The organism is Klebsiella sp. CSG-1, from assembly GCF_056521145.1.
Window position 1 is genome coordinate 25,103 of sequence record NZ_JBWNLD010000019.1, and the last position, 19,665, is coordinate 44,767.

Sequence of the window (19,665 nt, forward strand, 5' to 3'; positions counted from 1 at the left end):
TTTATTTTCCGTTTTCTGAGACGACCCCTAGTCCACGAATCCGCGCCTGACCTTAGCGTTACGGCGGTTGGAGGCATAGGTTTTGGTGAACACAATCTGACCCACGGCGTAGAATCCTGCCGCTTTCCATGCCGCCATAAAACGATCGACGCGGTTCCAGCCATAGAAACTGACCATCAGCGCGTCTTTTTTGAGGACGCGGTACATCTCCAGCGTGGCCGGTTGCAGCCATTCGTCCGTCACATCCCCGGCAATAGCCCGTCCGGAACGGTCCTTAAAACCGACCAGGTAAGGCGGATCGGTCACAATGAGATCAACTGCGCGGTCGGGGAATCCGCGCATCACATCAATACAGTTTCCGAGAATGAATCTGGACATGGCAGCACTCCTGTAGTCAGAGGGGGCAGGAGGCATCACCGCGATACCGTTCCCTGCCGCACGCTGCCTGTTCATCGCGTCCGGTCACGGGTCAGGCCGACCGTGGAATACCGCAGCCGTCAGTTTTTATGGCGGCAAGGATATGCCGCGAAAGCGGCTTGAAGGGCGTTCCTTAACGTGGCGAGGGGCTGGCGCAAAATACCAGCGGCGCCGGGCCGGAGCGGAAAAACCGCCCGTCCCGTATCAGACCGGACGCGAGACACTGGCAGCGGGTGGCAGGTTCATCCCCCGCGCCGCATGGCGGTCGCGGATAAAAGCGGAGCCTGAAAAGGCGATGGCATGAGAAAGCGAAAAACCGGACCAGGTGCCCGGTCAGGAACAGGTCAGCGAGTGATATCCCGCCAGTCATTGCCCCACTCATCACACAGTAAAGGAGCATCAGGCATACCGGTGCCTGTACGCCGCGGCCGGTAACGGGTCAATGCCGACCGTGGAATACCGCAGCCGTCAGTCGTTTCGACGGCGAGGCTATGCCGCGAAAGCGGCTTGAAGGCCGATCCTTAGAATGGCGAGGGACTGGCGCAAAATACCAGCGGCGCCGGGCCGGAGCGGAAAAGCCGACCGTCCCGTGAACAGCCGGACGCAGAACACTGGCAGCGTGCGAAGGAAGGATCATCAGAATACCTGTCCACAAACGCAGGGCTTAAGGCTGTGGCTAATTATGTAAGAAGGCCAGTGAGTGTTACGCAATTACCGCGCTTATATCCCCGTCCGCATTGGGCGAGGTTTTACGCGCAATTTGATAACCTGAAGGCAGAAGCCTGAGAGGCACGGGAAGACAGGCGCCACCAAACCTGTTCTTTTTTTGTACAATCAAAAACAAAGCATCAGCGATTCCGGGAGTTATCCCCGGCCACGGACAGGCCGATATATACGCCCGCCCCCCAGATAATCTGCGATAAAATGAAAACCCACTGCGGGACGTCGAACACCAGGAGCGGGAGCAGGCAGAGCGTCACAATCCCAATCATGCGACTGCCATATTTTCTGCGGACAGGTTCAGCGCTGTCCACGGGCACGCCGGCGAACCGGAGCACATTTCTGAAGCCTGGTGACATGAGTATCTCCTGAAGGGATGAAAACCAGATGATATCAGTATATTACAGCATATCCGGGTCAAAGGGGCCCGGGACTCTCTTTCTGCAACCACGGCCTGTTTTCGCTCTGGCAGCAGAGCCTTAGCGATTTCGATGTGAAAGAGGCTTGCAAAAAAGCGCTGCAGATAAAATAATTACTGTATATAAATACAGTAATAAGGAGCGAAACGGTGGAATTCACACCTGCAGCACTCAACCCCGGAACACTCACCCTGCCGCTTTTCACTGAACGGTGTGCGGCCGGTTTCCCCTCTCCGGCCGCGGACTACACCGAATCGGAGCTGGACCTCAACGAATACTGCATTCGCCGGCGCCATTCGACCTATTTTGTCCGGGCCATCGGAAACTCCATGACGGATATCGGTCTTTACTCCGGTGACCTGATGGTCGTTGATAAAGCGGAAAAACCCCGGCATGGCGATATCGTCATTGCCGAGATTGAGGGGGAGTTCACGGTTAAACGCCTTCTGCTGACCCCCCGCCCTGCCCTGCAGGCGATGAATCCGGCTTACCCTGTCCTGTATCCGGACCCGGAGACGCTCCAGATTTTTGGCGTGGTCACCGCGTTTATTCACAAAACACGGGGCACGGACTGATGTTCGCTCTGGCCGATGTCAACTCATTCTATGCCAGCTGCGAGAAAGTATTTCGCCCGGATTTAAGAGGAAAACCCGTCATTTGCCTGAGTAATAACGACGGCTGCGTGATCGCCAGAAGCCCAGAGGCCAAACGGCGATTGGGCATAAAAATGGGTACGCCGTGGTTCCAGCTGAAAGACGTACAATTCCCGGAAAAACTGTTCGTATTTTCAAGTAATTATGAGCTTTATGCGAGTCTAAGTAACCGCGTGGTTGCCCTGCTTGAAGAGTTATCTCCCCGTGTTGAGCAGTATTCTATTGATGAGTGTTTCCTCGATGCCCGGGGCATTGGCCACTGTATGGATCTGGAAGAATTTGGCAGGCAGCTGCGCGGGCACGTCCTGAATGGTACGGGGCTCACAATCGGTGTCGGTTTCGGCGCCACAAAGACACTGGCGAAATCGGCACAGTGGGCATCGAAAGAATGGCCACAGTTCCGGGGAGTGCTGGCGCTGTCGCCAGATAATCCTGGCAGGACAGCAAAATTACTCAGCCTGCAGCCGGTGGAGGAGATCTGGGGGGTGGGAAACCGGATAGCGAAGAAACTGAAGGCGATGGGGATCACAACAGCCCTGCAGCTGTCGCTGACTAACCCGACGTTTATCCGGAAGAACTTTAACGTTGTGCTCGAGCGAACTGTCCGGGAGCTGAACGGAGAGAGCTGTATTTCGCTGGAGGAAGCACCGCCGCCCAAACAGCAGATCGTCTGCAGTCGCAGCTTCGGGCAGCGGATCACCACCTATGATGAGCTCCGCCAGGCCATATGTCAGTATGCTGAGCGGGCAGCAGAAAAGCTGCGTGGTGAACGACAGTACTGCCGGCATATCTCAGCCTTCATCAAAACTTCGCCATTCGCCGTCAAAGAGCCGTACTACGGGAATATCTCGACGGAAAAACTGAGTACGCCAACGCGAGACTCCCGGGATATTATCGCCGCTGCAGTTAACGTACTGGACAGGATCTGGGTACCTGGTCACCGCTACGCAAAAGCGGGAGTCATGCTGAACGATTTCTGTCCCAACGGGGTCTCTCAGCTGAACCTGTTCGATGAGATACAGCCGCGGCCGCACAGTGATGCTCTGATGAAAGTCCTCGATGGCATTAATCACTCAGGGCTTGGGAAGATCTGGTTTGCCGGCAGAGGTATTGCTCCTGAGTGGCAGATGAAGCGGGATATGTTGTCACCGGCATATACAACCCGCTGGAAAGAGTTACCGGTCGCCAGGTTTTAACCCGGAGTGGCTCAGCCCGGGTCTGGCTTGCATGGCTACCAGGATGGGTACGAGCACCAGTACCCTCGCCCTCCGGATATTTTGCACACCTACCGTTTAAAAGACTTGTTAACTGGTCATGTGAGGGCTATATTTGAGACCTGTTAACAAGTCTTAAAGGTGCACTATGCCCAACATTATTCTGAGTGACACAAGCGCGAGCATCAGCGAACTTAAAAAAAACCCGATGGCGACGGTCAGTGCCGGCGACGGCTTCCCGGTCGCTATTCTGAACCGTAATCAGCCCGCTTTTTACTGCATCCCGGCAGAGCTTTACGAGAAGATGCTCGATGCCCTGGATGATCAGGAACTGGCAAAGCTGGTTTCAGAACGCAGTAACCAGCGGCTGCTTGACGTGGATCTGGACACGTATCTATGACTTATACGGTCAAATTCAGGGAAGATGCGCTGAAGGAATGGCAAAAGCTGGATAAGGCCATTCAGCAACAGTTTGCGAAGAAGCTGAAGAAGTGCTGTGACGAACCACATATCCCCTCAGCAAAGCTGAGAGGGATAAAGGACTGCTATAAAATTAAACTTCGCGCGTCAGGCTTTCGTCTGGTCTATCAGGTAATAGATGATCAACTGATTATTGCTGTTGTGGCTGTCGGAAAGCGTGAACGTAGTGACGTGTACAATCTGGCCAGCGAACGGATGAGGTAATACATGAGAAATAACAAAAAAACTGAACAAAAAACCAATACAAACCAGAAAAAACTATTCACCGATGAACTCTGGACTGCTCATGCAGCTTTCCCTGTAAAGAAAAAGAATCCATCGTTCAAAAAACCGGGCCCCACTGTTTTGTCAAATATTTTAAAAACCGAGGCAAAAAATGTGTGATGTAGAAAAGTTAAGTATCAGCTACATTGAACTGAAAGAAATTACAGAAAAGCGTCTGCTTAACCGAATAAACAGCGGCAGCAGATGCTTGTTGTAGTGGCTCCGTGGGAAGGGAAAGTATGAATCGCCACGGATAATCTAGACACTTCCGAGCCGTTGATAATACTGTTTTTCATATTCTGTCGGTGACATCTGTTCGCTAGAACCATGCCGACGCTTACTGTTATAAAACATTTCGATGTAATCAAAAATATCACTGCGGGCTTCTTCTCGCGTTCCGTAGATCTTTTTCTTTATCCGTTCACGTTTCAACAACTGGAAAAAACTTTCTGCAACCGCATTATCATGGCAGTTACCGCGACGGCTTATGCTACCCTCCAGGCCGTGTGATTTCAGGAACGACTGCTACTCATGGCTTGTGTACTGACTGCCCTGATCCGAATGAACCAGCACCTGTTTTTCGGGATTACGCCGCCATACAGCCATCAGCAGTGCGTTCAGGACAATGTCCTTTGTCATCCGGGATTGCATGGACCAGCCGATAATTTTGCGTGAGAACAGATCAACAACAACGGCAAGATACAGCCAGCCTTCGTGGGTCCTGATGTAGGTTATGTCCGTTACCCAACGCTCATCAGGAGCATCCGGATTGAACTGTCGCTGGAGCCTGTTGGGTGACACGATACTGGCCTCGCCTTTACGTGCCCGCGGGCTTCGGTATCCGACCTGAGCCTTTATTCCGACACGTTTCATCAGTCTCCAGACTCTGTTTACTCCGCACTGTTGCCCGCTGTCACGCAGATCCAGATGGATTTTGCGATAACCATAGACGCATCCCGATTCCAGCCAGAACTGTTTAATCTGTCCTGTCAGTCTCCGGTCTGCCTGATGGCGTTGTGAATGCGGCTGCTGAAGCCAGGCGTAAAAACCACTGGGATGAACATCCAGCACCCGACAGAGCAGGCGAACAGGCCAGCAACAGGAGTTGTCACGGATAAAGGCGTACCTCAGTCGGACAGCTTTGCGAAGTACGCCGCAGCTTTTTTTAATATGTCCCGTTCGTCGGTAACCCGTTTCAGCTCTTTCTGGAGACGGCGGATCTCGGCCTGAGCATCTGACTGTTCTTTATTAGTGGAAGAATCCGGACCGTACTTCTTTATCCAGGCATAAAGGCTGTGGGTGGTGATATCGAGACGTGTTGCAACGCTGGCAACAGAATAACCGCGATCAACAACCTGTTTGACTGCTTCAATTTTAAACTCTTCGGGATAACGCTTACCGCTCATGGGCACCTCTCTTTAAGCCATCTTAAATGACTCTGAGGTGTCTGTTAAACCCGTGGCGATTCAATAGGCGGTATCCATTTTAGCAGCAATAATTATAGCCAGACTCCCAATGGGTGTTAAATACCTTATTGGTGCAATTTATTAACCCTTTATTGTTAATCTCTCAAATCTTCGCGCGATAATATAGCTGTTTCTCTATGATATATGCACAGTTAGCACGCGTGTTCTCATGGGCTATTGTTGTGCAACTGCCTGCCCCGAGTTAGTGCAATACTTTCCAGACGCCACTTTATTTTTATTGGAAATTACTAGTTGACAATGCTCAGAAATAATTACTATAGTGATGCTGACTTCTCCGCAAGAACGCCAACGTTGTCGGCTTGTGGTTATGGCAATAGAGCCCTCGCAATGTCATTTGACTTTGCTGGGCTTTTTTTTGGCTTTTTTTCAGGTCTATCTATTAACTGAACCAGGGGTACTTATGTCCAGAATAAAATGTCATTACAGCATGCTATCAATCGCAATTGCTACTGTATTTACCGTAACCACTTCAGGAATGGCAACCGCGGCAGAACAACCAATAAAAATTGGTTTACTGGAAGATGCTTCAGGTAATTTTGCTTTACCGGTTATTCCTAAAATTCATGCGACTGAGCTTGCAATAGACGAGATTAATGCTAAAGGCGGAATACTCGGGAGAAAAGTTGATTTAATACAATACGATACGCAATCCGACAACACGCGTTTTCAACAAATGGCCCGTCGTCTGATTAAAAACGATAAAGTGGATGTGATTTTTGGGGCATTTTCCAGCGCCTCGCGTGAGGCTATCCGGCCGATTATGGATCGTGAAAAACAGCTTTACTGGTATAACAATCAGTATGAAGGTGGCGTGTGTGACTCTAATGTTTTCGTCACTGGCGCGGTTCCTGAACAACAATTTTCTACATTAATTCCATGGATGATGGCGAAGTATGGTAAAAAAGTTTATACCATTGCTGCCGATTATAATTTCGGGCAAATATCGGCCGAATGGGTCCGCAAAATTGTGAAAGATAATGGTGGTACCATGGTGGGTGAAGAGTTTATCCCACTGAGCGTCTCGCAATTTGGTCAAACGATTCAAAATATCCAGAAAGCCAAGCCCGATTTTGTGATGACATTATTGGTTGGGGCGAATCAATCTTCCTATTATGAGCAACAAGCGGCGGCAAAACTAAATTTACCAATGGCGAGCTCCGTCAACGTTGGCCAGGCTTATGAGCATAAACGCTTTAAAGCCCCGGCGCTGAAAGACATGTATGTCACGACTAATTACATAGAAGAAGTAGACAGCCCGGCCAGTAATGACTTCAAACAACGCTACCATGCCAAATTCCCGAATGAATCCTACATCAATCAGGAAGCTGCTAATGCTTATGATGCGGTTTATCTTTACAAAGCGGCAGTAGAGAAAGCCGGCACGACTAATATGGATGCTGTTCGTAAATCGCTGGAAAGTGGTGATATCTGTACTGATGGACCGTCCGGAAAAGTATGTATTGATCCCAAAAGTCACCATTTGAGCCATACCATCTATCTGGCCCATGTAAAAGATGATCATTCTGTCGAGATACCTAAGGTATGGGAAAATATCAAACCTTACTGGCTAGGAGAAGCTGGCTGTAATTTGCCGGTAAAACCGGACCACAGCCAGTACACCCCATCATCACCACCTAAAAAATCGTAAATCAAACCACGTGCCAGGGAAGTGCTCGAGTACCGGGAACTTCCCTGTTATATCCATTTTAAATCGTGTCAATCAGGACACCGGGGATTGCCAACGATGTTAGCGCTTTCTTTTATTTACTCAGTGATTTATCAGTTTGGCGATAACTTCGCTTATCTGGTGCTGGCAGCATTGGGGCTGGCGGTTATCTTCGGCATGATGGGGGTGATAAATCTGGCACACGGTGAATTCATTATGTGCGGTGCCTATGTCACCATACTGATGAACAAATCGGGTTTGCCGCTTCCGTTCGCCATGCTGTGCGGTACATTAGCCGCGGCATTCTTCGGCGGAGTCATCGAGCGTCTCATCGTGCGCCATCTTTATGGGCGTCTTTATGACTCGGTAGTCGCAACCTGGGCTATTAGCCTGATTGTGCAACAAAGCATGTTACTCATCGCCGGTCCATCACTGGAAGGGCTCTCAACACCTTTCGGCTCTTTCACTCTCGGCGAATATTCTTTTGCGACTTACCGTGCACTGCTGCCTTTCTTCGCCATCGCTATATTAATGATGCTCTATTGGCTGTTTTTCCACACCAACTACGGAGTCTGTGCCAGAGCGACTATTCAAAATGCCCGTATGGCCTCCTGCCTGGGGTTAGAAACTGACCGTATTTATACCTTAACTTTCGCGCTGGGTGCTGGATTGGCCGGGCTGGCCGGGGCTATTTATGCCCCAACGTTGACTGCCGTCCCTACCATGGGGAGCAGCTTTATTATCCAGGCCTTTGTTTCGGTCGTCGTGGGCGGCGCAAATGTCTTGGTTGGCACTATTCCTGCCGCAATTGCCCTGGGCGCAATACAGACCGGGTTAAATTCCTGGTATGGGCAACTTGCTGGCCAAATTGGCTTACTGGTCACCGCCGTACTGGTTATTCGCGTACTACCGAATGGTGTTGGCAGCCTGTTTACCCGTAACCGCTAGGAGCTGAATGTGACAACAACCTTTCTTAATTTATCGGCGAATGGTATGAAGAAACACAGACAATCCTCGAGCTGGCTGGCGACATTGTTAATTTTAGCTGGTGCTCTCTTGCTACCGTTAGTGGTCGATAGCACCACGATCGGTGACTTTTCCTACTTTCTTCTCTGGACCTTCGGTGCCATCGGATTAGCAGCGATGTGGGGACATGGCGGTATTTTATCTTTCGGCCAAACGGCGTTCTTTGGTCTGGCGGGTTACGCCTATGGTGTGATGACATTAAACTTCGGCGCTGGCGTGCTCTCTACCTGGTCCGGTTTAATTGTCGCATTGCTGCTTGCCGCTGCAGCGGCTGCGGCACTGGGTTACCTGATGTTTTACGGCGGGGTAACCGGTATTTTTGTTGGTATCGTAACCCTGTCCTGCACTCTGGTCCTGGAAACCTTTATGTCACAAACTGCAGGTCCACAATGGGCTATCGGCAGTGCGCGTTTGAATGGTTTCAACGGTATGTCAGGGATGCCCCCCTTGTCCATACCATGGGTTAACGGTGACTTGCCACTGGAAGACAATGGCTTTTATTACCTGATTATCTTGCTGCTCGCGGGTGTTTATTGGGGGGTGAGGACGTTGTTACGCTCCAATTTTGGCCTGACGTTAGCCTCAATTCGTGAAAATCCTCATCGGGCAGAGATGCTCGGCATTGATATCCGCCGTTACCAATTACTGGTGTTTGTGCTGGGAGGCGTACTTTCTGGCCTGTCCGGAGCACTTTATACCCTGTGGGGATCATATATTACCCCGTCATCAATGGGTTTATCCGCCGCTGCAATGCCGGTCATCTGGGTTGCCACCGCTGGGCGGAAAAACATTTTTGGCACGGTGATCATTACGGCCATCCTGGTGTGGCTATCCCAATGGTTAGCTGTTTATGGCAGCGAATATGCCTTGATTCTACTGGGCGCCATCTTGCTGTTAGTGGTATTAGCGGCGCCCAACGGACTTTTATCCTGGCTGGCTGAGAGCATCACCCGCTTGCTCTCCTCACGCCGGAAAAAGGAGGACTCGCTATGAATCAGGTCTCGCAGGAACCGATCCTCAAAACACGGGGATTAAGCAAACACTTCGGTGGTGCTCAAGTTATCAATCAAGTTGATTTACAAATACGTCGTGGCGAAGTGCGATGTGTTATTGGCCCAAATGGTGCCGGCAAAAGTACCTTTTTCAAATTACTCACTGGCGAGCATGTACCCAGTAATGGAGATATCCACTTTTTCAATCAGCGGATAAATACCTTAGCGCCTTTTCAGCGTATTCAAATGGGAATGAGCATTAAGTTTCAAATTCCCGGGATCTTTCCTGAACTGACAGTTGCGCAACATTTGCAATTATCTCTCAGCCATTTACGCCCGGAAGTTCGCTCACAGGCAGTCAGTGTGGATGAGTTATTAGAGCGTTTTAAGCTTACCGCTGAATGTCGTCAACTCGCGGCTAATCTATCCCACGGCAAAAAACAGTGGCTAGAAATTGCTATGGCGGTGTCGCTGCAACCAACGTTACTCATGCTCGATGAGCCAGTCGCAGGCTTGTCAATTGATGAAACCTACCTGACTGGCGAGTTAATTAAGCAAATGCAACATGACGGTCTGACATTACTGGTGGTGGAGCATGATATGACATTTGTCCGGCAAATTGCTTCACAGGTCACGGTCCTTCATGGAGGGAAAGTTTTTGCAGACGGCAATGCCGGCGAAGTGCTGGCTCGCGAGGATGTAGCAGACATCTATTTGGGGAAAACCGTATGACTAACATTGTTTTACAAATGCAGGAGCTGGCCGGTGGCTATGGCGGTGGGCAAGTTCTCAATGGCGTAACACTGCAACTACATGCAGCCGAGGTATTGGGTTTGATTGGCCGCAATGGCGTAGGCAAAACCACATTGATGCGCACATTAATTGGCGTTGTTCCGGCAAAGCAAGGCCAAATTTTATTGGGCGAAATTGATATTACTCAGGCCTCACCGCAGCGCCGCGCTCGTTTAGGCATTGGCTACGTCCCGCAAGGGCGTGAAGTTTTTACCGGGCTGACAGTGTCGGAGAATCTGCAAGTCGGAATGCAATTTGTCCGTGAACATCGCGAATTTGCAAAAGAGATGCTGGATCGGGTACTGGATTACTTCCCCATATTGCGGCAAAGGCTCAAGCAAAAAGCCGGAACTATGAGTGGCGGTGAGCAACAGCAATTGGCGATTGCCAGAGCCCTGGTGGGCTCACCAAAGGTCCTGCTGCTGGATGAACCGTCCGAAGGTGTCCAACCTTCTATCGTCAATATCATTGCCGATACCCTGGTACGCATCGCCCGAGAACTCCATGTGGCCGTGATCCTGGTCGAGCAGGATATTGCGATGATCCAGCGGGCCGCACAGCGCTGTGCGGTAATGGATAAAGGCCTGGTTGTAGAAACGCTGACCCAACAACAGCTCTCTGATGATCTTTTAATGCGTCGTCATCTGGCTCTGTAACCAAACGCTATAAATTACGTGGAGAATAACATATGAAATGGTTGGAAGAATCCATTATGGCCAAACGCGGTGTTGGTGCCGGGCGTAAACCGGTAACACATCACCTGACGGAAGAAATGCAAAAAGAGTTTCATTACACCATTGGCCCTTATTCCACACCCGTCCTGACCATCGAACCCGGTGACCGGATTATTGTCGACACTCGAGATGCTTTTGAAGGTGCTATCAATTCGGAACAGGATATTCCGAGCCAGTTGCTCAAAATGCCCTTTCTCAACCCACAAAACGGACCGATCATGGTCAATGGCGCGGAGAAAGGTGATGTGCTCGCTGTCTATATCGAATCCATGTTGCCCCGGGGCGTTGATCCCTACGGCATCTGCGCCATGATTCCGCATTTTGGCGGACTGACCGGGACCGACCTGACGGCCATGCTCAATGATCCGCTGCCAGAAAAGGTGCGTATGATTAAACTCGACAGTGAAAAGGTCTACTGGAGCAAACGCCATACACTTCCCTATAAACCCCATATTGGCACCTTGAGCGTATCGCCAGAAATTGACTCAATCAATTCACTGACGCCAGACAATCACGGCGGGAATATGGATGTGCCGGATATAGGACCAGGGAGTATTACCTATCTGCCGGTACGTGCGCCTGGAGGCCGCCTGTTTATTGGTGATGCCCATGCTTGTCAGGGTGATGGTGAGATTTGCGGGACCGCAGTAGAGTTTGCCTCAATCACCACCATCAAAGTCGATTTGATCAAGAACTGGCAGCTTTCCTGGCCACGAATGGAGAATGCCGAAAATATTATGAGTATTGGCAGTGCACGTCCGCTGGAGGATGCGACGCGAATTGCATATCGCGACTTAATTTACTGGCTGGTAGAAGACTTTGGCTTCGAACAATGGGATGCCTACATGCTTCTGAGTCAATGCGGCAAAGTGCGGCTGGGCAACATGGTCGACCCCAAATACACCGTTGGCGCGATGCTGAACAAAAACCTGTTAGTTTAGTAGGAATAACTAACTGGTGAATATTACCCCGATGTAGATCGGGGTAATGTGTAAGTTCAAACAATCGCTATTTTTAACAGCCTAAGCAGGTGCATATGGGGCCAGATACACCCATCAATATTGGTTTACTTTACTCCTTCAGCGGAGTGACGGCGGCACAAGAGTTGTCACAATGGCGCGGAGCAACCCAGGCTATTGCCGAAATTAATCAAAATGGCGGCATCAACGGCAGACCACTCAATGCAATTCATTTGGATCCGCAATCTGACGATGTACTGTTTCGTGCCATGGCCGAGGAATTAATTACCGAACATGAAGTAAATGTGATTTTTGGCGGCTATACCTCCAGCAGCCGAAAAGCGATGTCACCGATTGTTGAAAAATATCGTCGGTTGCTGTTTTATTCGCAACTGTATGAGGGCTTTGAGTTTTCAGAAAATATTTTCTATGGCGGTGCCGCGCCTAATCAGAATTGTGTACAGCTGGCTGACTACCTCGCGGCTCAGTTTGGGGCACGGGTTTATTTGATTGGTTCCCGTTATATTTATCCCTACGAATGTAACCGCAACATGCAGGAATTAATTCTGCAACGGCATGACGGAGCAGTTATTGGTGAGCGTTATCTTGATTTGAATGCACCCTATGAAGCTTTTCTACCTATTATTGATGAGGTCATGAAAAAGCAGCCAGATTTTATTTTCAGCACTGTTGTCGGGCAGACCGTTCCTTTCCTGTATCAGGCTTATAAGGCTGCAGGTTTAGATCCTGCGCGTATGCCTATTGGTAGCTTAAATACCTCAGAAACTGAGATTGCCATTATGGGCGCGGAGGCCGCAAAGGGGCATTTTACTTCCGCCCCCTATTTTCAAAGTATTAACACCAAGGCAAATCAATCCGCACTCAAACAATTCCGTAAGCAATTCGGACCGGAAATGAGTACGGACATGAATTGGGAGGCCACGTACAGCCAGGTACACCTTTTTGCAAAAGCCATGGCCGAGTGTGGTAGTGATCATATCTACCCGTTATCAACCGCGCTGGGGGGTAGCCAGTTTGATGCTCCCCAGGGGCGTATTCGTATTGATCAGCTTAATCAGCATACCGGGCTATATCCGCGCATTGGTATGGCAAATGAAAATGGGCAATTTACGATTGTCCAGGAGTCTCGCCGTATTGTCGATCCCGATCCCTATATGACCAATCAGATTCAGGGCGATTGGGTAACGAAGCTAACAACTGTGGGGTATCCATATGCGCCCTCACGATAGCAGACTTAGCACAACAGCCATATTACTGAGTCGGGGGATTCGTTGCGTAGTGTTACACCCCGATGATGATGACGGTGCAACACTCACTAATCATTTACGCCGCATGGGATTTAAGGTTCAGGCCTTCTGGCCTATTCCTGAACGACTTCCCGCTGATACGGACCTGATTTTCTATGCATTACAGTCAGATAACCCAGAACCAGACGTGTCGTGGCTTAATCTGAGTAAACATGTCCTTATCGCGGTTATCGCCTATGAAAATCCAACGTTTATCGATCAAACCATCAGCATGGGTGCGGGAGCCACGATAACAACTCCAATTCGCTCTTCAGGCTTACTCTCTGCGATGGTGTTTGCTTTGCACCATGCTCAACAACAACGGCAGATGAGCGATCGAATAGAACGACTGGAGAAAAAAATGCTCGGTATCCGTCAGGTTAGTGAAGCTAAAGCCATCCTGATGAGAATGCACAGCATTGGCGAAGAACAGGCTTATGAGATTCTGCGCCATCAGGCTATGGACAAACGTATTACTGTCGAAGAGATCTCATGTTCGTTAATACAGGCCAATGACATTTTCTCCTGGACTACGCCCGGGGCGCCAGCATCCGGAAAAATGAAGTAAGCCTTACCTGGGCTCCCTGAATATCGCATTTATTAATCGTGAGGATCATCATGCCGATAGCCCCTTATCTTGCAGCCGCAATTCAATTCGAACCCTTAATGTTTGCCAAAGAAGCCAATTTACGTCAATTACTTATATTGGTTGAACAGGCGGCACAGAAAGGTGCACGCTTGATTACAACCCCGGAAATGGCAACAACGGGATACTGTTGGTTTGACCGGCAGGAGATTGCTCCGATGGTAGAAACCGTCCCTGGCGAGAGTACAGCACTTTTTGCTGAGTTAGCGCAACATTATCAATGCTATATCGTTTTGGGAATGCCTGAACTCGACCCCAATACATCGCTGTATTACAACAGCGCCGTATTAATTGGGCCTGAGGGTGTTATCGGTTGTCATCGTAAAACCCACCCCTATATTTCAGAACCCAAATGGGCTGCGGCGGGCGATACTGGACATCAAGTCTTCGATACTCCGCTAGGACGCATTGGTATGCTGGTTTGCATGGATATTCACTTCCCTGAAACAGCCCGCTTGCTGGCCCTGGACGGTGTTGACGTCATTTGTCACATCAGCAACTGGTTGGCAGAACGCACCCCCGCGCCCTACTGGATTAGCCGGGCAATGGAAAACGGTTGTTATCTGCTGGAGAGTAACCGCTGGGGACTAGAACGTGGAGTTCAGTTTAGCGGCGGTAGTTGTATTATTGAGCCTGATGGCAACATTGCCGCAGTGGTCGATAACGGTAATGGGATAGCGTATGCCGAAATAGATATCAACCGTAGCCGCCTGCGCCAGGTATTAGGGGAGCCGGTTTTTTATCAACGCCGTCCTGATTATTATCACTTACTATTAAGCGACAGTTTTTTATGGAACCCGCAGGATTTCTTTGGGCTGTATGGACATCTGCCACTCCCCCCAGGCAAGCAGAGCCGTATCACCGTGGCGCAGTTATCTCCCAGTGAGCAGGTTGAAGATAATCTGGCGGCGATAATCGCCATGACAAAAGAAGCTGTTTTGGAGCAAGGTAGCGAGCTGATCGTCTTCCCTGAATTAGCCTTGACAGGTCATTACGACAATGCGGCTCATGCTCAAACGTTAGAAAGCCCGGCAGTGCAGACGCTGGCTCGCCTGGCTATACAGCTAAGAGTCTACCTTGTGGTCGGAATGGCAGAAAAGCAACATGATAAAAACTACATTGCACAGATGCTGTTTGGGCCAGAAGGGATAATCGGCAGTTACAGGCAAATCCATCTTTCGCAGGAAAGCCAAAAATGGGCCAGCGCGGGAGAACACTGGCGAGTGTTTGATACCGCGCTTGGCAGAATTGGATTGTTGTCAGGTCACGATGCCCTGTTTCCCGAATCAGCACGAATTCTCGCTTTAATGGGATGCGATATTATTGCGTGTTCTGCTGCGCTTTCGGCAGGATTTACCGCCGCCCACGCGGGCAGCTCTGTGACACAGAATTTCCCTATCCCAACAGGGGCCGATCCGCTGCATTGGCACTTATTCAGAACCCGTGCGGGAGAAAACAATCTTTATCTGGTTTTTGCTAATGCACTTGATGGTATAGATGGGGCGGGAGGATTTAGCGGAATCTTCGGACCAGAAACCTTCACTTTTCCACGGCAAGAACGGCTGCTTTGGCAGGAAACGCTGGTCACAACACAAATCGTCGACACACGCTCTCTTGCTGACAGCCCTTATCCAACCAATGTGGTACGGCGTAAAGATCTGGTTGCCATGCGCCAACCCCATCACTATAAACCGCTGCTGTATTAAGCCCTTTCGTTACAACCCGGGTTAATAATTGCGCCCTTCATCACCGATGAGAAGCAATGAAAAACCCCAGACTATTAACTAGTCTGGGGTTTAGATTGGGCGGAAGCGTAGTCCGCCATAATAGCGTTCAATAACATCCGCGATAATATTATTTTTTATAGTAAAAACAATATATTGTCATTATTGTTTGTTCGGTGGTGTATTGCTAGCATTAAAAAAATCTGTCATTTTATGCAGTACCTTATGCATGGCGGTTTGTATGACAGTGACCTGCTCCCCGTTGATTAATACACCGCGATGTTAGTAATGTCTTCATCAGTCACATGAGGACATCCCCATGAAGAAGCGTTTTTCCGACGAACAGATCATCTGTATTCTTCGCGAGGCCGAAGCCGGCGTTTCTGCCCGTGAGCTCTGCCGTAAGCACGCCATTTCAGATGCCACGTTTTACACATGGCGTAAGAAGTATGGCGGTATGGAGGTGCCTGAGGTTAAGCGCCTGAAGTCGCTTGAGGAAGAGAACGCCAGACTCAAGAAGCTGCTTGCTGAAGCCATGCTGGATAAGGAGGCGCTTCAGGTGGCTCTTGGGCGAAAGTACTGACGACAGACCAGAAGCAGGAAGCCGTGGAAGTCATGTGCGAGGATAAGGGTCTGTCGCAACGACGTGCCTGCAGGCTGGCAGGTCTGTCCCTGTCAACCTGCCGTTATTCAACTCAGCGTCCGGCTGCTGACGCGCAGCTGTCTCTACGCATCACAGAGCTGGCACTTGAACGCCGCCGTTTTGGTTACCGGCGTATCTGGCAGATTCTGCGACGTGAAGGTCTTTGCGTTAACCACAAGCGGGTTTACCGCATCTATCAACTTAATGGCCTGAGTGTAAAACACAGACGACGTCGTAAAGGGCTGGCAACAGAACGTCTGCCGCTGCTCCGCCCGATGGCGCCCAATCTGACCTGGTCAATGGATTTCGTCATGGACGCACTGGCCACAGGCCGCAGGATCAAGTGCCTGACCTGCGTGGACGGCTTCACGAAGGAGTGTCTGACAATTACCGCCGCCTTCGGGATTTCAGGCGTTCCGGTCACGCGTATTCTGGACAGCATTGCGCTGTTTCGCGGCTATCCGGCTACGATAAGAACTGACCAGGGGCCGGAATTTACCTGCAGAGCACTTGACCAGTGGGCTTATGAGCATGGTGTGGAGCTGCGTTTAATCCAGCCGGGCAGGCCAACGCAGAACGGATTTATTGAGAGTTTTAACGGACGCTTTCGTGATGAATGCCTGAATGAGCACTGGTTCAGCGATATTGTTCACGCTAGGAAGATCATTAATGACTGGCGACTGGATTATAACGAGTGTCGACCACATTCATCACTGAATTACCTGACGCCGGCTGAATTTGCAGCGGGCTGGCGAAACGGGAAATATGAAGAAAAACCAACCGACATTACTAACTGAAGGTTGTATCTAACTCTGGGGGCAGGTCAGCCAGTCTACTGCTGGCAAAGAAACTTCTCCCTGAAGTTAATGACAGCCATCGATCTTCTAATTTTCGACTCATCAAGGAAGTCGTTAAAAAGCTTCACAATGCGCACAGGCTAGTAACGGATTTGCGTTATGCCCGGAGAAATGACGACACACGGAGCTTTGAAGGAATTCAGGATGTCAACACCAGTTGCTTTAGAGAAAAATGGAAACGGCTTCCTATTCACTAGATGCAATAGATAGCGGTCCTCGGTATCTGCTGAAGCAAATATTGGAATTGCATTCAACCCTCAACGACTTCTGATTTTCAAGACAGTGTCTACTTGTACATAACACATATCTGCAGCACTGTGCTGAATTAGGGCCAGATGGCACTCCAGCCCCCTGAGGTAGGGACACATCTTCAAAGATTCCAGGTTTTTTCTACTACTTTCATCAATGCCATCTCTGGAAGGCGCTGAGTAGTTATCCGCAGCAACCAGCAGAGTTATGTTGCAGACGAATAATGCTGTCTACCGGATACTGGCAGCCCCGACTCCTCTGTACTATGAGACAAAGCTCGCTCATCTCAGTAAATATTACATTCGGTGTTCCGTGTTTTTGCATCAAATCACATCCTGGTTTCTCTGTTATTTAAGCAGTTCAGAACGACTTTTCAGTAACGCTTTCCCCTGCGCCAGCAGCAGGTGATTACACTGCCCTTCAATTTCTACCAGCTGATCGGCAAGCAATTGCTGAGTGTTTGCGCTGAAAGTGCCGGTCAGTTCAATTCCCGGATGGTAAGTTTTCTCGCTTCTTCCAGCGGAAGCGCTCTGGAGTAATACCAGCCCTGAGCATAACTCTGTGGCCAGAACGTCTTCAGATAGTTCACCTGCTCCTGAGTCTCTACACCCTCAAACACAATCTTATCTGCAATGGAGCGGAACATCTCATGCAGTCCGGGAAGAAGATCATATCGTAAAGATTCAGTACCAATAGCACTAGTTAGCGATTTGTCTATTTTTATTTCATCTACATCAAGCGCAGCTACCAGATTAAGATTAGAATATCCTGTCCCAAAGTCATCGATGGCAAACCTGACACCATGATTTTTATATTTATCAATGTGAATTTTCATACCTTCAAAATCCCCTCCTTGACGCTCCGTAATTTCAAGAAGGATTGTTTTATATGGGATGTTATATTCAGAAATTAATCCTAGTAGTTTATCCCTGAATTTTTCTGAGTCAAGATCGCTTGGATTAATGTTTACGCTCAAAAATATTTCATTCTGAATAGCAGTATGGATAAATTCTCGGATAGCATGGTTAATGACGAATAAAGTCACATCCTCCTGCAACCCTTCCCTTTCAGAAAGCGGTATAAATACTTCAGGGCTAATATTCCCGAGTCTTTCATCTTTCCATCTGAGCAAGGCCTCAAATCCGCAGATCTGTCCGTCTTCAATTCTGTAAATAGGTTGATAGACCAGCGACAGGGCTTCATTTTTCAAAGCCTTTACAAACCTTGCAGATAGTGAACTATTGAGTTCTGCTCTGTTCATAATGAGAATATAAATCATTAAACCGGAAAGTAGTGACACTGTTACTAATAACATTTGTATGCTCCAGTGCTCTGAAAATATCCCCGTAAAATACCCACCTCCTGCAACACAGAGATCATAATGTAGGCTACATGCCCTAAACACTCTAAACCTTAGTGGAACGCTATCATGCCGATCAAGAAGAGGAGCATCAGGTCCTATATTGAAGTAATGCCTGTCATGCTTACTATTTCCGACAACAGCGCTAAAGTTTTTTGAATACATATCAGTTTCGAATCGTCTGAAGACAAATGGTGATAGGGTCACCATAATACCTTCAGAAATATATCCATTGACGGATATATCATCCATAAGCTTAATACCAAAAAGCCACACTCCTTCCCGCGAAGGCCATTTTTTATCAAAATGTTCCAGACTTAAGGTGGGACGTAAACTCCCCCACAGAGCACTACAGGCTAATTCTCCTTTTATGATGTAGCCAACATCTTTAATCAACGGATAGGGCCATACTACAACCCGAAGATGTAGGATATTTTCATTAGTACATGGACTGTCTCCTATATTCACATGTGACTTTGCAGCAGTCTTGACAGTTTCAGTCTGAACTAGGAGCGATTCAGAGCGAACAAGCACATCGGAAGTATAGTCTTTAATTTTATCCCGAAAAATCAGGTAAGCTACGCTCTCAGATAATACAAAAAAAAATATACCAGCTGAAAGAATCGATAAAGAGAGGACTGATAGATTATGTATCCACTTTCCAGGGCTAATCAAACGTTCCAGCTTACGACTAACCATGCAGATCTCCCCTCAAATTGAAAAGATATAAAGCTATATTTTCGCCAACTTCACTGACCGATTAGCTGGCACTGAACATACTATTCCAGTATACCTATTCTTGCCTTACTCATCACGGGTATGAATCAAATAATGTGACATGGTTCGGATAGATACTGGTTATGATTTACAGAGATAATTCATGCGTTATTAATAGCCTTGTGAAGGCTCCAGATTTATTGCGCAACTTTTAAGCAATGCATGTAATGCGGTTTTTTACTCGCTATTATAGAACGAATATTGATTTTTTGCTGGGCGATCGCTGCCTAAGGTGTGCACCAAAACAAAGGTACTCTTTTTTTTAAAAAAACAGAGTAA

17 protein-coding genes and 3 pseudogenes are annotated in these 19,665 nt (G+C 48.8%); 15 read left to right on the forward strand and 5 right to left on the reverse strand.

Going from position 1 to position 19,665, the window contains the following annotated elements; genetic code table 11:
* Window positions 1-30 precede the first annotated feature (30 nt).
* Together AC007G_RS26690 and AC007G_RS26695 are read right to left on the reverse strand one after the other, a co-directional pair.
* Window positions 31-378, reverse strand: a pseudogene (locus AC007G_RS26690) (DNA methyltransferase); the annotation flags it as partial.
* 887 nt (window positions 379-1,265) lie between these two features.
* A complete protein-coding gene (locus tag AC007G_RS26695) occupies window positions 1,266-1,496 on the reverse strand; it encodes a hypothetical protein (protein WP_032693967.1) in 231 nt (76 codons plus the stop codon).
* Window positions 1,497-1,705: 209 nt separating this feature from the next.
* On the opposite strand from AC007G_RS26695, the gene umuD reads away from it, so the two are divergent.
* The 5 genes from umuD (at window position 1,706) to AC007G_RS26720 (ending at window position 4,287) form a co-directional block, all read left to right on the forward strand.
* The gene (gene umuD, locus AC007G_RS26700; protein ID WP_032693966.1) at window positions 1,706-2,131 is read left to right on the forward strand and encodes a translesion error-prone DNA polymerase V autoproteolytic subunit; all 426 of its coding nucleotides are present in this window, start codon (window positions 1,706-1,708) and stop codon (window positions 2,129-2,131) included.
* Window positions 2,131-3,405: a Y-family DNA polymerase gene (locus tag AC007G_RS26705; RefSeq protein WP_032693965.1), complete on the forward strand. Its 1,275-nt coding sequence runs from the start codon at window positions 2,131-2,133 to the stop codon at window positions 3,403-3,405. The genes umuD and AC007G_RS26705 overlap by 1 nt, the downstream gene beginning before the upstream one ends.
* 166 nt (window positions 3,406-3,571) lie before the next feature.
* Window positions 3,572-3,823 (forward strand): type II toxin-antitoxin system Phd/YefM family antitoxin, encoded by a 252-nt coding sequence (locus AC007G_RS26710; protein WP_032693964.1) that lies wholly within the window; start codon window positions 3,572-3,574, stop codon window positions 3,821-3,823.
* The gene (locus AC007G_RS26715; protein WP_032693963.1) at window positions 3,820-4,107 is read left to right on the forward strand and encodes a type II toxin-antitoxin system RelE family toxin; all 288 of its coding nucleotides are present in this window, start codon (window positions 3,820-3,822) and stop codon (window positions 4,105-4,107) included. The genes AC007G_RS26710 and AC007G_RS26715 overlap by 4 nt, the downstream gene beginning before the upstream one ends.
* Window positions 4,108-4,110: 3 nt before the next feature.
* Window positions 4,111-4,287, forward strand: coding sequence for a hypothetical protein (locus AC007G_RS26720; protein WP_158657247.1), 177 nt, complete (start codon window positions 4,111-4,113; stop codon window positions 4,285-4,287).
* A 138-nt stretch (window positions 4,288-4,425) separates the two neighbouring features.
* On the opposite strand, the pseudogene AC007G_RS26725 reads toward AC007G_RS26720, so the two are convergent.
* Window positions 4,426-5,573: pseudogene (locus AC007G_RS26725) on the reverse strand (IS3 family transposase).
* Between the two features lie 508 nt (window positions 5,574-6,081).
* Here AC007G_RS26725 and AC007G_RS26730 point away from each other — a divergent pair.
* From AC007G_RS26730 to AC007G_RS26775, 10 genes are all read left to right on the forward strand, one after another.
* The gene (locus AC007G_RS26730; protein ID WP_032694000.1) at window positions 6,082-7,302 is read left to right on the forward strand and encodes an urea ABC transporter substrate-binding protein; all 1,221 of its coding nucleotides are present in this window, start codon (window positions 6,082-6,084) and stop codon (window positions 7,300-7,302) included.
* A 96-nt stretch (window positions 7,303-7,398) separates the two neighbouring features.
* On the forward strand, window positions 7,399-8,268 hold the full coding sequence (locus AC007G_RS26735; protein WP_023328873.1) for an ABC transporter permease subunit: 870 nt from the start codon (window positions 7,399-7,401) through the stop codon (window positions 8,266-8,268).
* Window positions 8,269-8,277: 9 nt separating this feature from the next.
* Window positions 8,278-9,339, forward strand: a complete 1,062-nt coding sequence (locus tag AC007G_RS26740; protein WP_032693961.1) for an ABC transporter permease subunit — start codon at window positions 8,278-8,280, stop codon at window positions 9,337-9,339.
* Complete coding sequence (locus AC007G_RS26745) at window positions 9,336-10,070, forward strand: ABC transporter ATP-binding protein (RefSeq protein ID WP_032693959.1); 735 nt, start codon at window positions 9,336-9,338, stop codon at window positions 10,068-10,070. Before AC007G_RS26740 ends, AC007G_RS26745 begins: the two co-directional genes overlap by 4 nt.
* Complete coding sequence (locus AC007G_RS26750; RefSeq protein ID WP_032693958.1) at window positions 10,067-10,786, forward strand: ABC transporter ATP-binding protein; 720 nt, start codon at window positions 10,067-10,069, stop codon at window positions 10,784-10,786. The genes AC007G_RS26745 and AC007G_RS26750 overlap by 4 nt, the downstream gene beginning before the upstream one ends.
* Window positions 10,787-10,818: 32 nt before the next feature.
* Entirely contained in the window at window positions 10,819-11,805 is a 987-nt protein-coding gene (locus AC007G_RS26755) for an acetamidase/formamidase family protein (RefSeq protein ID WP_023328877.1), read from the forward strand.
* Window positions 11,806-11,900: 95 nt separating this feature from the next.
* Window positions 11,901-13,073 carry a transporter substrate-binding domain-containing protein gene (locus tag AC007G_RS26760; protein ID WP_032693957.1) on the forward strand — a complete coding sequence of 391 codons (1,173 nt, stop codon included), beginning with the start codon at window positions 11,901-11,903 and terminating at the stop codon, window positions 13,071-13,073.
* Complete coding sequence (locus tag AC007G_RS26765) at window positions 13,057-13,698, forward strand: ANTAR domain-containing response regulator (protein ID WP_032430981.1); 642 nt, start codon at window positions 13,057-13,059, stop codon at window positions 13,696-13,698. The genes AC007G_RS26760 and AC007G_RS26765 overlap by 17 nt, the downstream gene beginning before the upstream one ends.
* A 50-nt stretch (window positions 13,699-13,748) precedes the next feature.
* Window positions 13,749-15,482 carry a nitrilase-related carbon-nitrogen hydrolase gene (locus AC007G_RS26770; RefSeq protein ID WP_032693956.1) on the forward strand — a complete coding sequence of 578 codons (1,734 nt, stop codon included), beginning with the start codon at window positions 13,749-13,751 and terminating at the stop codon, window positions 15,480-15,482.
* Between the two features lie 337 nt (window positions 15,483-15,819).
* Window positions 15,820-16,940 (forward strand): IS3 family transposase gene (locus AC007G_RS26775; protein ID WP_148673437.1). Its coding sequence is split into 2 segments (ribosomal slippage): window positions 15,820-16,078 and window positions 16,078-16,940, totalling 1,122 coding nucleotides; the frame shifts between segments, so codons are not numbered across the junction.
* Window positions 16,941-17,727: 787 nt separating this feature from the next.
* Here AC007G_RS26775 and AC007G_RS26780 read toward each other — a convergent pair.
* Both AC007G_RS26780 and AC007G_RS26785 read right to left on the reverse strand, forming a co-directional pair.
* Window positions 17,728-18,564, reverse strand: coding sequence for an EAL domain-containing protein (locus tag AC007G_RS26780; RefSeq protein ID WP_032693954.1), 837 nt, complete (start codon window positions 18,562-18,564; stop codon window positions 17,728-17,730).
* 18 nt (window positions 18,565-18,582) lie between these two features.
* Window positions 18,583-19,308, reverse strand: a pseudogene (locus AC007G_RS26785) (CSS-motif domain-containing protein); the annotation flags it as partial.
* Between the last annotated feature and the right edge of the window lie 357 nt (window positions 19,309-19,665).